This window comes from Lancefieldella rimae ATCC 49626 (assembly GCF_000174015.1).
GTDB lineage: Bacteria > Actinomycetota > Coriobacteriia > Coriobacteriales > Atopobiaceae > Lancefieldella > Lancefieldella rimae.
In genome coordinates this window covers 402858-415988 of sequence record NZ_ACFE01000002.1, presented here as the reverse complement: position 1 = coordinate 415988, position 13131 = coordinate 402858, and the positions used below count along the sequence as shown (strand labels likewise).

Annotated in this window: 12 protein-coding genes; 7 read left to right on the top strand and 5 right to left on the bottom strand. The window is 50.9% G+C overall.

Annotation, left to right across the window (positions count from 1 at the left end):
- The first annotated feature begins 27 nt into the window (after positions 1-27).
- From ATORI0001_RS04680 to gltA, 4 genes are all read left to right on the top strand, one after another.
- Positions 28-957 carry an ABC transporter ATP-binding protein gene (locus ATORI0001_RS04680; protein WP_003149442.1) on the top strand — a complete coding sequence of 310 codons (930 nt, stop codon included), beginning with the start codon at positions 28-30 and terminating at the stop codon, positions 955-957.
- Positions 932-1660 carry a hypothetical protein gene (locus tag ATORI0001_RS04675; protein ID WP_003149547.1) on the top strand — a complete coding sequence of 243 codons (729 nt, stop codon included), beginning with the start codon at positions 932-934 and terminating at the stop codon, positions 1658-1660. The genes ATORI0001_RS04680 and ATORI0001_RS04675 overlap by 26 nt, the downstream gene beginning before the upstream one ends.
- A gap of 850 nt (positions 1661-2510) precedes the next feature.
- Positions 2511-3353: a sulfide/dihydroorotate dehydrogenase-like FAD/NAD-binding protein gene (locus ATORI0001_RS04665; protein ID WP_003149116.1), complete on the top strand. Its 843-nt coding sequence runs from the start codon at positions 2511-2513 to the stop codon at positions 3351-3353.
- Complete coding sequence (gene gltA, locus ATORI0001_RS04660) at positions 3341-4738, top strand: NADPH-dependent glutamate synthase (RefSeq protein ID WP_003149344.1); 1398 nt, start codon at positions 3341-3343, stop codon at positions 4736-4738. The genes ATORI0001_RS04665 and gltA overlap by 13 nt, the downstream gene beginning before the upstream one ends.
- Before the next feature lie 384 nt (positions 4739-5122).
- Here the strand turns inward: gltA and ATORI0001_RS04655 are convergent, their stop codons facing one another.
- The 5 genes from ATORI0001_RS04655 to ATORI0001_RS04635 all read right to left on the bottom strand — a co-directional run bounded on the left by ATORI0001_RS04655 (position 5123) and on the right by ATORI0001_RS04635 (position 10142).
- Positions 5123-6049, bottom strand: a complete 927-nt coding sequence (locus tag ATORI0001_RS04655; protein WP_003149565.1) for a transketolase family protein — start codon at positions 6047-6049, stop codon at positions 5123-5125.
- Entirely contained in the window at positions 6042-6968 is a 927-nt protein-coding gene (locus ATORI0001_RS04650; protein WP_003149193.1) for a transketolase, read from the bottom strand. The genes ATORI0001_RS04655 and ATORI0001_RS04650 overlap by 8 nt, the downstream gene beginning before the upstream one ends.
- A 285-nt stretch (positions 6969-7253) precedes the next feature.
- Entirely contained in the window at positions 7254-8249 is a 996-nt protein-coding gene (locus tag ATORI0001_RS04645) for a 2-keto-3-deoxygluconate permease (RefSeq protein WP_003148874.1), read from the bottom strand.
- A gap of 9 nt (positions 8250-8258) precedes the next feature.
- Positions 8259-9011 (bottom strand): SDR family NAD(P)-dependent oxidoreductase, encoded by a 753-nt coding sequence (locus tag ATORI0001_RS04640; RefSeq protein ID WP_003149050.1) that lies wholly within the window; start codon positions 9009-9011, stop codon positions 8259-8261.
- A gap of 234 nt (positions 9012-9245) precedes the next feature.
- A complete protein-coding gene (locus ATORI0001_RS04635) occupies positions 9246-10142 on the bottom strand; it encodes an SIR2 family NAD-dependent protein deacylase (protein ID WP_003149490.1) in 897 nt (298 codons plus the stop codon).
- A gap of 443 nt (positions 10143-10585) precedes the next feature.
- Between ATORI0001_RS04635 and ATORI0001_RS04630 the strand changes: the two genes are divergently transcribed.
- From ATORI0001_RS04630 to ATORI0001_RS04620, 3 genes are read left to right on the top strand one after another with little or no spacing between them, the layout of a single operon-like run.
- Complete coding sequence (locus ATORI0001_RS04630; RefSeq protein WP_003148870.1) at positions 10586-11551, top strand: metal ABC transporter substrate-binding protein; 966 nt, start codon at positions 10586-10588, stop codon at positions 11549-11551.
- Between the two features lies 1 nt (position 11552).
- Positions 11553-12305, top strand: coding sequence for a metal ABC transporter ATP-binding protein (locus ATORI0001_RS04625; protein WP_003149602.1), 753 nt, complete (start codon positions 11553-11555; stop codon positions 12303-12305).
- Positions 12298-13116, top strand: a complete 819-nt coding sequence (locus ATORI0001_RS04620; protein WP_003149431.1) for a metal ABC transporter permease — start codon at positions 12298-12300, stop codon at positions 13114-13116. The genes ATORI0001_RS04625 and ATORI0001_RS04620 overlap by 8 nt, the downstream gene beginning before the upstream one ends.
- Positions 13117-13131: the final 15 nt, after the last annotated feature.

The following is a 13131-nucleotide window of genomic DNA, read 5'->3' as shown; positions in this document are numbered from 1 at the left end:
ATCTCGTCAAGTTGGGAGTTGTTCGTCTTGGCTGAAATCATCATTCTTAAAAACGTCGAGAAAAGCTATAAGGGCTCCCCTGTCCTCTCTATTAATGAACTTGTGTTTGAACCAGGCGAAATCGCTGCTATTGTAGGCAAAAATGGTTCAGGGAAATCAACTCTCATAAAAATCATATCGGGACTTTTGCTGCAAGATTCAGGAAGTGTAGACGTATTAGGCGTTGCTAATAGCAGCAGACAAATTCATCGCATTGCAAAGTTTGTACTTGAGAGTGGTGGCGGCTATTACCAATACCTAAGCGTCAAGCAGAACATAGAATACTTTCTTCACCTCAATCATCTCTCCTATCATGCATGTTCACACGAAATCTCGGAGCTTTTTGAGCTGTTTGAGTTTAGCGAGTACCAAGACCATCTTGTCTCTGAACTTTCGCAGGGTAACCGCCAAAAACTCTCTCTGATTGTTGCAATGCTCTATCATCCGCGCATACTGTGCTTGGACGAACCCACAAACGGGCTTGACGCGCCTGGCAAGCAAAAACTTTCCCAAGTCGTATCAGCTGCTGCGAAAAAAGGGATGATAGTACTTCTCACCACACACGACGCTGAATATATTGAGCTCTGCGCAACAAGGGTCATTCAACTCAGCGCAGGAAAAATTGTACTTGACAGGAAGCTTGATACCATCACGCGGAGCCGCCTGAGAAGGAAGTTCTTCACCATAGAGATCTCAAATTCGGATTTAGCACGTGTTGAAGCCGCCCTCGCCGGCCGACAACTTTTAGAAAGCATGAATATACATACTCATGAAAACACCACTATCATGTCTACCTCACATGAGGAAGCAAAACAATTAATTTTTGAGACCGCTGACGTGCTGAGCCTCACTCATAAAGAGGCGCTTGCAAATGATCTAAAGAAGGTGTTTGATGAGCCTCAAAATCCTCGCTCATGAATTTCGCCGTCAATTTTTGGAACTCGGTCAGTACAAAATCAACCTTGTGTTTGCAAACCTCTCCTTATTGGTCATGATTACGGGATATCTTGGCCTCTTTTCCAGTACTGCAGATGTATTTACTACCTTTGCAAGCCTCTTTTGCTGGTATATGGCAACTCATGGCATTACGCATCCATCGTTCTTTCTCGAAGACGAGATACAAGATCGGACCATCGTATCAGTTGTCAGCAGCGACCAGGGGGTTCTCTTTGTACTTGTGCAAAGGATGCTCATACAAATGGTTCTTGACCTTGTAAAAGCTCTTCCTCTTTTTGCCTTTATCGCAATTTTTATGAATATTCAAATACCTGCAACGATGTCAGTACTCTTTGTCATTGTGATGTTGGTTGTTATTGGGATATACGGTCTTGGCACCCTGATAGGCTCTTTTACATTAGTGTCACATAGAACCTCCAATATTGCGGCGCTTCTCTCGTATTTCATATTTTTCTTCGCGGGCGTGCTTGAGACGCCAAGTATATTTCCTCTGTTTGCTGAGGCGTTCCCATTCATCTGGTTTAAGCACTATATAGCAACTGGAAACTACATCTACCTGCTCATTATTTTGTTCCAAAGCCTCATGTACTGGGTGCTCGGTAGTGTTGTCTTTCGATGCATCCTTAACCGTAGTCTTAAAAGGGGAAGCATGTTCTATGTATAACGAGATAAAGCGATACTTCTTTTTTAAGCGCCACTATCTTGTTGATAGCGTATGTGAGATCCTCTATCAGATGATTTTTGTGCTTGGCATGTGTATGCTACTTCTCCACCAACCAAATCTAAATCTTATAATGTTCTTTCTGTTCTTTACTGCCACCAATACTATTCTTGCCGCTAATAACGAATTGGAATTTGAGATTAGAAGCGGACAAGTAGACAATCTGCGTCACAATGACCGTTCGATCTATGTAGTCTACATGGATCGTATCGCAGGCTACTTCCTCTATAACGCAACTATATTTGGACTGTCCTGTGCGGTACTACTTCTTCTTATGCCCACAGGTCTTCTGCAGCCTGTCTTTTCTCCATCAGTATTTGTCATGGCTCTCATGCACTATCTGTTCTTCTTCCTTTTGTATCTGCTTATTATTTGGCTTACGTTGAAATTTGAGCGTATCTCAGTTGCACTCAATTTCGGATACGCATGCCTACTCATATATTCTGGCTTGGTCTTTCCCTCAGCCTTCGCGCTATCGTATCGAAACATACTTGAGAGCGCTAGCACTGTTGTCGTAAAGCTTTTATATGCTCTGCTTATATAACTTCTTGACTCCTCACACTCCTCTTGCTGCAATCAGGTTATGATCAACCTCCTCACAAATTCCACTTCTTCACAAATCCTTCGCAAAATGAGATAGCTTTTCTCGCCACATTAGCACACGGCACGTTATACAATAACGGTTGCGCATTTTTCGGCCATCACCCAGGTGGTCGTTTAAATGATCAGCAGGTCGAGCATAGCCTCGATCAACTGCACGAGGATATCCGGTTCGGGAGAGGAGTACCGCTGAATGTATAAGATCCTCGAAAAGACGCAGTTCTCTGAAAAGGTTTTTAAGTTCCGCATTGAAGCACCTGAGATGGCCAAGCATGCACACGCTGGTCAATTCCTTATGGTTCGCGCCAATGAGACCGGCGAGCGTGTTCCGTTCACGTTTGCTGACTGGAATCCTGAAGAGGGTTGGGTCGAATTCATCTTTATGGTAATTGGTAAAACCACAGAAATGCTGTCCACCTACGAGGCAGGCGACGCCATCCAAGACGTTACCGGTCCTCTTGGCCAGCCCACTGAAATGGGCGAAGGCAACTGGGCGGTTATCGGAGGCGGCGTCGGCTTGGCCATTGCCTTCCCCGTTGCACGCCAGCTCAAAGCCACTGGTCATGAAGTTCACGCCATCATGGGCGCACGCACCAAGGACCTCCTGCTTCTTGAGGATCAATTCCGCAGCGTGCTGGATGACGAGCACATCCACATCACCACCGACGACGGCTCGTATGGCGAGAAGGGCGTCGTCACTGCACCACTTGAGCGCCTGCTTCAGGAGAAGAAGGTTGATCACGTTTTCTGTGTCGGCCCCGTTCCTATGATGAAGTTCTCCGCTCTCACTGCCGAGAAGTACGACACACCTATCATTGCCTCCCTGAACCCCATCATGGTTGACGGAACCGGCATGTGCGGTTGCTGCCGTGTTGAAGTTGGCGGCGAAACCAAGTTTGCCTGCGTTGACGGCCCCGACTTTGATGCCACAAAAGTTGACTGGAACGACCTTCGCGCACGCCAAGCAGCGTACCTCACAGAAGAAGGTCAATCGCTCAAGGCATATGAGGAAACGAGGTGCGCATGCCACAGGTAAATGGTCGCTACATTCCTAATGTAAAAGCTCCTCGTACCGCTGATAACGAAGAGCCAGCCGATGTCCGCGCAAAGGACTTCCGCCCGGTAGATAAGGGCTTCACCAAAGAGATGGCAATTGCCGAGGCCAATCGCTGCCTTGACTGCAAAAATCCACTCTGTGTACAGGGTTGCCCGGTCAACATTAATATCCCTCGCTTTATTGAGGCCATCCGCGCCGAAGAGTTCGGCCGTGGTTTGGACATCATCCACGAGGCATCGATGCTTCCCGCTGTCTGCGGTCGTGTATGCCCCCAGGAAAACCAGTGCGAAGGCGTCTGCGTCATGGGCAAGCGCTCAGAGCCCGTTGCCATCGGCCAGTTGGAGCGCTTCCTCGGAGACCAGCCAGAACTTGCCTCCGAAACCAAAGTTGCTCCGAGAAACGGCAAGAAGGTCGCCGTGGTCGGCTCTGGTCCTTCCGGCATTGCATGCGCCGGAGAACTTGCGCGCAACGGCTTTGACGTCACGGTCTTTGAAGCATTCTTCACCGGTGGCGGCGTATTGGTATATGGCATTCCAGAATTCCGTCTTCCAAAGGCTGTTGTTAAGCGCGAGATTGACGGCCTCAAAGACCTTGGCGTGAAGTTTGAGTACAACTCGGTTGTAGGTCGCATCACTGATGCTGACGAACTTTTCGAGAAGGGCTTCGATGCCATCTACATCGCAACCGGCGCCGGCCTGCCAAAACTTCTGAACATCCCAGGTGAGAACCTCCCCAATGTCTTTTTCGCAAACGAGTATCTCACCCGCGTTAACCTCATGAAGGCTAACAACTTCCCTGAGTATGACACCCCTACCAAGCACGGCAAGAACGTTATCGTCTTTGGTGGCGGCAACGTTGCCATGGATGCCGTCCGTACGGCAAAGCGTCTTGGTGCCGAGCGTGCCATCATCGCATATCGCCGTACCGAGGAAGAAATGCCTGCACGTCGCGCTGAGTTGCACCACGCAAAGGCGGAAGGCGTTGAGGTTATGCCGCTTGTCTCCCCGCTTGAGTTCATTGCCGGAGAAGACGGCACGGTATGCGCCGTTCGTGTCCAGAAGATGGAACTCGGCGAGCCCGATGACTCCGGTCGCCGTCGCCCCGTGCCTATTGAAGGCGCCATTGAGGAAATCCCTTGCGACGTTGCCATCTCTGCCATCGGCACCAATGCCAACCCCTTCGCCAAGATGATTGGCGACATCAAGCTCAATAAATGGGGCTACATTGAGGCCGATGATGAGGGTCGTACATCGGATCCGCGTATCTGGGCCGGTGGCGACATTGTTACTGGTGCTGCAACGGTTATTTTGGCCATGGGTGCCGGTAAAACCGCAGCAGCTTCCATTACCAAACACCTTGGCTAATCAGCGGTTGTCGCTTTAGATTTCTCGATTCGCATTGCTGCACACTAAACCCCGGTTACTTTTGGTAGCCGGGGTTTTCTCTCTTCTCCGCAACGATGTGGAGGTACCCCTTAAAGCATTTCTTAAAGCACAATACCTATACTGTTAGATCTCTGAGAGCCGTAATGCGAATCTTACGACCTGTGATGCACTTCTCGCGACCTGTAATGCACATTTCTGCTTCAAAACAAGGGGCTGTGATGCACATTTGGCGAGAAAACCGCTCTTCTCGCTACAAAAAAGTACATCACAGCTTTTCAAAACTGCATCACAGGTCTGAAAACCCACCTTGCAGCCAATGCCTTTTCCTTTTGCCGCAGCAAACCGACCGGCAAGAAATCAAACCTATGCCAACACAAACTCCCGTACACGCCCCGCAATGCCTTCTGCATCAAGGTGGAAATGCGAAAGCAATACATCCCCCGGCGCCGATGTGCCAAAGGTACGCATACCTGCAAAGCGCATGGGTGTTGGAAGCTTTTCTGACAGAAGCTCTGCCACCGCTGCACCAAGACCACCTGCTATATTGTGTTCTTCTACCGTAACAACACGCCTTGTTTTAGCGGCTGATGCGAGAATAACCCCTTCGTCTAAAGGCTTAATGGAAAAGACGTCAATAACCTCAGCAGAAATGCCTTCCTGAGCTAGAATCTCGGCGGCTTTCAGCGATTGTGCCACTTCAACACCACAGGCAGCCAAGGTAACGTCCGTTCCCTCACGCAAGACCCCTGCATACGGTATGCCACCTTTGAACGTTTCGTCGTATATTTCGTCCACTTTATGGCGACCCATACGTACGTAAAATGGGCCGTCGGCTTCCGCCGCAAGACGCAACGCTGCCTTTGCGGCCCAATAATCCGCAGGTACCAACACGCGCATCTGTGGAAGGGCTCGCATCATGCCAACGTCTTCCAGTGACTGATGGGTTGCGCCGTCCTCGCCTACCGTAATCCCAGCATGAGTAGGGCAAATCTTGACATTAAGGCCGGAATCACACACGGTATTGCGAATCTGATCATAGGCGCGTCCGGTGGCAAAGACTGCGAACGATCCGGTAAATACCGTACGTCCCGTCAGAGAAAGACCTGCCGCAACACCGACCATATCTTGTTCCGCAATGCCTGCGTCAACAAAACGCTTCGGGAACGCCTTCTGAAAATCGGCAAGTTTTGTAGACCCGGCAAGATCGGCGTCAACGGCCATGATATCGTGACCCTCGCGAACCAACTCAACCAAAGTCTCGCCATACGCCTCACGGGTTGCTCTAGACATCTGCAGCCTCCTTTGTGCTTTCGGCCTGAATCAACAGCAACTCTCGCGCTGCGTCAAGTTCTTCTCGCGCCTGCTCGGCCTGCGCCTCACTCGGAGCAACTCCATGCCAGTTCACCTTGTCCTCCATAAACGAGACGCCCTTGCCCTTAACGGTTGTGCAAATAATCGCAGTAGGAGCGGTGTTACCTGCCTCCTTGCCATCTCGCGCGGCGAGAAGTGCCTTGCGAACCTCCAAGACATCATGTCCGTTGATGCGAATTACATTCCACCCGAATGCACGGAGCTTCTCACCAAGATCACCCAACGAACAGACATCAGTTACATGGCCATCTATCTGCAGGTTATTGAAGTCAACAAGGGCGATAAGATTGTCAAGCTTGTGATGGGCGGCAAACATGAGTGCCTCCCAGTTGGAGCCCTCTTGCAACTCGCCGTCACCAAGCAATACGAACACCTTGGGAGACCGCTCACCGGTTTCAAGAGAGGTTAGCTTAAGCCCTAGGGCACAGCCCGCAGCCACCGAAAGCCCCTGGCCAAGCGAACCTGAACACACCTCAAAGCCGGGACAAGCATGATTGTCGGGATGTCCCTGCAAGCGGCTGCCCAGCTGACGCAATGTCATCATGTCGTCGTCATGCAGCCATCCAAGCAGGTAATACGCTGCATAAACCACAGGCGCAACGTGCCCTTTGGAGAGAAAGAACCGATCTTGCGTATGATCTTCGGGATTGTTGTGATTGTATTTCATAGCACCTGAAAAAAATAACGTGGCCACAATGTCCGCTGAGCTGAGTGATCCGCCGGGATGTCCCGACTTACTCTTTTCGAGCATCGTAATAATATTGCGACGCATCGAATTGGCTGCGAGCTCAATCTCTAAATCACTGAGATCTCGCTCCGGAAGGTTTGACGACGGCATCTCTACCTCCTGACGATATATGTAACAGGCCTATTGTAACAAGCTTATCGCTCCCGCGCGACAAGGACGTCCGTCTCGCAAAAAGCGCTTGTTAAAAAAACGAACGGTAGGCCGATGCATCGCGATTGACGCTCTGCACTCAAGTACCTACCGTTCGTCCTTTTTGGTACATTTTGACGTGGACAGGAAAGGCCGCCACCCAACAGCAATCTGCACGTCTCGTGTATTCAGCAACGGCTTCTACGCTGCGTTTTGGCAGAGCCGCTACGCCGCCTTTGGCAGCCGCTACGCTGCCTTTTCCTCACTTTTTTCGGCAAAGTGATTAAACACGTATGCCGTTATGAGCGGCGTCAAAATCGCGGTCACGATAACGGCCGCTGCTACCTGAGCCGTCGCTGCCGCAAGAACAGCGCCACCATACACGGCCGGATTAGCTTCAGCCATTGCAGCGGGGGTTAGAGCATTTGCACCCGCACAGCTAGAAATACCAACGCCGGCAACACCCGTTCCTCCGGTTGCACGATCAGCAAAGAAGTTTATGCATCCACCAAGGCAGGAGCAAATGATGCCCAGCAGAATTCCGGAGGGACCAGCCGCGAGAAGCTGGTCAAATTTCATCGTGGTGCCCATGGCAAAAAACGTCATCACAATGATTCCTGGAAGCGCGGAAGAAAACATTTTCTTCAGACTTGGGAAGCAATTACCAAAAATGATACCGACGATGATTGGGAGCACGGCACCCAAAAGCGACCAACCGATAGGAGCCTGGCCAGCAGCACCAAGAGCAATCATGGTAACGGGAGGACCAACAATGAGCGTGGTAATTGCAACCGCTCCCTGCTCATACTCATTGCCATAGTCAGCCATCAGACCCGAATACATTGCATTGTTTGCGCCTGAGCATGCGGCGAGAATAACCATGGCCGACAAACCAAAGAGATTATCGCCCAAAAGGAACAAAACAGCCATTGCAAGGGCAACGCAGAAGATTACCTTTGAAATGATGATAATAGCTCCGCGAAGGGCTGCTTTCGGGGCACTCTTGAAAGAAATGGTCGTACCAACGCAAAGCATAAAGGCACCCACCAAAGCTCCTGTTCCAGAAACGCTCATAGCCTTGGTAAAACTTCCTAGCGTGGGGAGCACATTAGGAAAAAACGTGTTGATAAAGCAGCCCAGCAGCAAGGGAACAAGGATATTTGCACCCGGAAGTCTCCCAAGTGCCTTAAAGGGATGCTGAATGGAAATCGGTTCTTTTGTTGTTGATTTTGCAGTTGCCACAAGTCTCACCTAGTCCATCACGATTCCGCCGTCGCAGTCGCCAACTTCTCCGTTGACAAAGCTGGCAAGGTCAGATGCAAAGAAGAGGACCATCTGTGCTGGCTCGGATGCCTGAGCAGGACGTCCCAGAGGAATGATGCCGACGACTTTCTTGTACTTCTCGGGATCATTGGAAAGTGCATCGGTCATGTCGGTAATGGTGAAAGAAGGGCAAACGGCATTGCAGGAAATACCAAACTTGCCGCCTTCTTTGGCAATAGCCTTGGTGAAGCCGTTGACTCCCGCTTTGGAGGAAGCGTAGGCAACGGTTCCCAGCAGGCCGCCGCCAATCTTACCTGCGACGGAAGAGACGTTCACGATACGTGCGCCACCGCGATCCTTAAAATGCTGCCAAAGAGCGTGCGTCACGTTATAGGTGCCGGTAAGGTTGGTGTTGATGGTGTTGTTCCACTCTGCATCGTCTACCTGGTCAAACTGAACAGAGCTGATTCGTCCTGCATTGTTGATAAGGACGGAGACGTCGCCGACCTCTTTAAGGATCTTTGCGATAGTAGCCTTAACACCCTCGGCATCGGAGATGTCCATCTTATAGAAGTAGTTTCCTTCTCCAAGCTCCTCGACAAACTTCTTGCCTGTCTCTTCATTACGAGCGCAAACCACCACATGGCCGCCGCCCGCAACGATGCCCTTGGAAATCTCTGCGCCAATGCCCGCAGAGCCGCCGGTAACCAGCGCAATTTTTCCGGTGAAATCAAATGCCATACGTCCCACTCCTCAACATTCAGCTGTGGCTGATATCGGCCACAGAACCTACGCGGCTCCGCGCCTTTCAGTCATTTTTTAACTTACGTTAAGAAGTGATTAGAAGCCTAAAGAACCGCTTAAACAACGGCGTCTATACTAGCCGAAAACAGGCATCTATAAAAGCATAAATGCCTATTTTTTTATTTATGCCGACCGGTGCTTCTCACTTAAAGCCTACATCCTCGCATACCGCTAAAGTTGCGAAAAAACCTCTCCGATCTTACGGCGAATCACCAGATTGGCTCTTCTGTCATACGGAGTTGGCATATCGTTAATAATAACCATCCGCTCCCCCGTGTAATAGTCGAGAAGACCGGCTGCCGGATACACCACCAGCGAGCTGCCCGCAACAATCAACACGTCAGCGGCGGCAATGGCCTCAAGCGCACCGTAAAAGACATTCATGTTGAGGCCCTCGCCGTAAAACACAATGTCCGGCCTGATAACCCCTCCGCATGAACACAGCGGTACCAGCGCCGAAGAGGCCTCCACCTCATCTAACGTATACGCATGTCTGCAATCGGAGCAGTAAAACCGAATCTCGTTACCATGCAGCTCAAACACCTTCTTGGAGCCGGCGGCCTGATGGAGTCCGTCAATGTTTTGCGTTATTATCGCCAAAAGCTTGCCCGCGCGTTCCCACTCGGCCAGCTTACGGTGGGTAATGTTGGGCTTTGCCTCACCAAGGTGGTGAGAATTTCTGAAATAGGTGTAATACGCCTCGGGAGTATCGTCAAACACGTCACGCGAGAAGATCTCCTCAAGGGTAAAGTCAGGCTCTTCTCCCGTATGTCCCAAGGATTCGGCTTCCGGATCAACAAGTGCATCGTTACCGGAGTCAAAAGAAGCTTCTCCGCCTGAAGCGTTACAGCCAACGGTCATAGCACCGACTTTGATCCCGCCTTGGCGATACAATCCGTTCTTTCCTCTGAAGTCAGGAATACCGCTTTCCGTGGAAACACCGGCTCCTCCAAAAAAGACAAGATGAGACGCCCCATCAATCCATCGTTTGAGCTGTTGTATGGCACTGTCTGCAGCCTGTTTTTCAGTTGTATCGTACTCGTCGTATCTTTTGGCCATATCGCTCATGCCACCCCCTGACTCCACACACGTTTATACCCAAGCATATACCAATACACCTCAACGGCAGAACCCTGCTTCAGAGGGCAATTTGATTGATGTTCCGGAACAGCGCTGCCGAAAATACGCCAAGTTAGTGCTACTGGAATAGCGCTGCCAAACTTGCAGCAAGTTGAGCACGATTTGCCATACTTGCAGCAAGTATGGTCTATATATACCAAACTTGCAGTAAGTATGGTAATCCAAGCCATACTTGGCGCATTTTTGGCAGCGCTAGCAGCACTACAAAGTTCCGGTAGCTCTGGTAGCCCTAGAGCCCTGGCAGCACTACAAAGTTCAACCAATACGGCGCTCGTTCAGGCAGTTTTTAATTGAAACAAAAATAGTTAGACAAGGCTAACTCTATGGACTAGAATGACGTTGACAAACAACACATCGGAAAAGAGGTTTACATGTACCGTTTCTCAGCATCATCTTTTACACGCCGACAAGCCATAGCTCTTCTCGGCACCTTAGCCACTGCGTCTCTTGCAGGCTGCACAAACAATACCTCTCCCACTCCTGAGTCGAAAGAAGTAAAAAAGCCGCTCGTACTTACCACGTTCACGGTCATCCAAGACATGGCTGCAAATATTGCGGGCGACTTTTGCGACGTGCAATCCATCACAAAGGCAGGAGCGGAGATTCACGATTACGAACCAACGCCCGAAGACCTTAAGCTTGCCCAGAAAGCCAATCTGATCCTCAACAACGGTCTTGGACTTGAGCGCTGGTTTGAGCGTTTTGTCGCCGACTCAACAGCCGAGCGCGTAGACCTGAGCCAAGGGGTCACTCCCATGAACATCTCCGAAGGAGAGTATGCGGGAGAAGCCAATCCACACGCATGGATGTCTCCCGCAAATGGCCAAATCTACGTTGACAACATCGTAAAGGGCTTGAGTGCTTTGGTTCCCGATCATGCGGATGACTTTGCAAAAAACGGCGAGACATACAAGGGCAAACTTCAAAAGATCTCCTCGGATCTCACGGAAGAACTCTCTTCCCTGCCTCAAAACCAACGCACGCTAGTAACGTGCGAAGGAGCTTTCTCGTATCTTTGCCGCGATACCAGTTTGAATGAGATCTACCTTTGGCCGGTCAACGCGTCCGAGGAAGGTACTCCGCAGCAGATTGCAAAGGTGGTTGAAGAGGTCAAAAAACAGCAGGTACGCTCCGTCTTCTGCGAATCGACCGTCAGCCCCAAAGCCATGCAGCAAGTCGCCGACGAAACAGGGGCCATTCTCAAGACGGATGAGGCTCACATGCTCTATGTGGATTCCCTTTCCGAAGCAGAAGGACCGGTACCCACGTATCTTGACCTTCTTAAACACGATGCGGATGTCATTGTTGAAGGACTTACGGGAAAGAGCGCGAACTAACATGTCACTTAACGTTTCAGAGGTATCCGCCTGGTATGAGGGAAGCCAAGACAAAACACCCGTCATCCACGACATCACCTTCACGCTCAAAAGCGGCAGGCTCTGCGCTCTGGTGGGCGTCAACGGAGCCGGCAAATCAACGCTGTTTAAAGCTCTGATGGAACTCATTCCTTTCAGCGGGTCCATCACGTGGAACGGGCGGCCCTTCCGCGAAGCGCGTCGCCAGGGACTCATTGGATACGTACCGCAAACAGAAGCCATCGACGCCTCGTTTCCGCTATTGGTGGAGGACGTGGTTATGCAGGGGCGCTACTGCCATCAGGGCTGGTTCCGCGTTCCTTCGCAAGAAGATCGCACACTCGTAGCTCAGGCTTTGGGGCGAGTAGGGCTTTTGGAGCTGATAGACCGACCGCTTTCACAGCTTTCCGGCGGACAACGTAAGCGCGTTTTTGTGGCACGCGGCATTGCCCAGAAAGCCGAGCTTTTGCTGCTGGACGAACCGTTTGCCGGAGTCGATGCAAAATCCGAAGCAATTATCACCCAGCAGCTCCGCCTTCTTGCAGAAGAGGGACGCACGCTGCTTGTTTCCATCCACGACATCCATTCGGCCCGGGAGAATTTCCAGGATTGTCTGGTTATCAACAAGACGATAACCGCCCAGGGTCTTGCATCCGACGTTTTGAGAAGCACGGAACTTCTCGCCAGCCTGGGACTTAGCGAACACGGACATATCGAGGAGGTGCCCCATGCCTGAGATCGAAATCCTCAAATACGCGTTCATGCAGCGCGCCTTGGTAACGGGCCTTGCCACCGCACTCGTATGCGGCCTTTTGAGCTGCTGGATTACGCATATGGGATGGTCGCTGATGGGAGACGCCATTTCGCACTCCATTCTTCCCGGCGTAGTCATTTCTCATCTTTTGGGGCTGCCGTACCTGGTGGGTGCTCTGGTTTTTGCACTTATTACGGTCATACTGGTTGGACAGGTCAAGAAGAGCCAGATTGTCAAACCGGACACAGCCATAGGCATCGTCTTTACAACGTTTTTTGCTCTCGGCACCGTCCTGATATCCAAGGTACCCAGCCAAATCAACCTTTCACACATCCTCTTTGGCAACTTGCTGGGCGTCACGGTTCCCGACATGCTGCAGGTACTTCTCATCGGCCTTCCCATCGCGCTTGTTCTTGTACTTAAAAACAGAGACCTCACGCTCTTGGCATTCGATCCTACCCATGCACAGGCAATCGGGCTTTCCGTGCGGTGGTTGACTTCGCTTTTGCTTGTTGCCCTTGCGCTGGCTATCGTGATATCACTGCAGGCAGTAGGCGTCATTCTCTCCGTTTCGCTTTTAATCGTCCCGGGAGCGTGTGCGCGTCTCCTTACGAGCCGCATGCGCCACATGCTGTGGATCTCCCCGCTTATTGCCATCGTGAGCGTGCTTGTAGGCATTACCGGCAGCTACTATTTCGACGCCTCATCCGGCGGCATGATCGGCCTCACCCTTGGAATCATCTTTTGCATTATTTTTGTTATCAAGAGTCTGCCTTCTGTAGCGCGCGTTTAGAAAGCTCCCATCCGG

Excerpts from the sequence above, each read along its gene's own strand:
- ATORI0001_RS04675 (WP_003149547.1), top strand. The coding sequence starts at position 932 with ATGAGCCTCAAAATCCTCGCTCATGAATTTCGCCGTCAATTTTTGGAA.
- ATORI0001_RS04665 (WP_003149116.1), top strand. The coding sequence starts at position 2,511 with ATGTATAAGATCCTCGAAAAGACGCAGTTCTCTGAAAAGGTTTTTAAG.
- gltA (WP_003149344.1), top strand. The coding sequence starts at position 3,341 with ATGCCACAGGTAAATGGTCGCTACATTCCTAATGTAAAAGCTCCTCGT.
- ATORI0001_RS04655 (WP_003149565.1), bottom strand. The coding sequence starts at position 6,049 with ATGTCTAGAGCAACCCGTGAGGCGTATGGCGAGACTTTGGTTGAGTTG.
- ATORI0001_RS04650 (WP_003149193.1), bottom strand. The coding sequence starts at position 6,968 with ATGCCGTCGTCAAACCTTCCGGAGCGAGATCTCAGTGATTTAGAGATT.
- ATORI0001_RS04640 (WP_003149050.1), bottom strand. The coding sequence starts at position 9,011 with ATGGCATTTGATTTCACCGGAAAAATTGCGCTGGTTACCGGCGGCTCT.
- ATORI0001_RS04635 (WP_003149490.1), bottom strand. The coding sequence starts at position 10,142 with ATGAGCGATATGGCCAAAAGATACGACGAGTACGATACAACTGAAAAA.
- ATORI0001_RS04630 (WP_003148870.1), top strand. The coding sequence starts at position 10,586 with ATGTACCGTTTCTCAGCATCATCTTTTACACGCCGACAAGCCATAGCT.
- ATORI0001_RS04625 (WP_003149602.1), top strand. The coding sequence starts at position 11,553 with ATGTCACTTAACGTTTCAGAGGTATCCGCCTGGTATGAGGGAAGCCAA.
- ATORI0001_RS04620 (WP_003149431.1), top strand. The coding sequence starts at position 12,298 with ATGCCTGAGATCGAAATCCTCAAATACGCGTTCATGCAGCGCGCCTTG.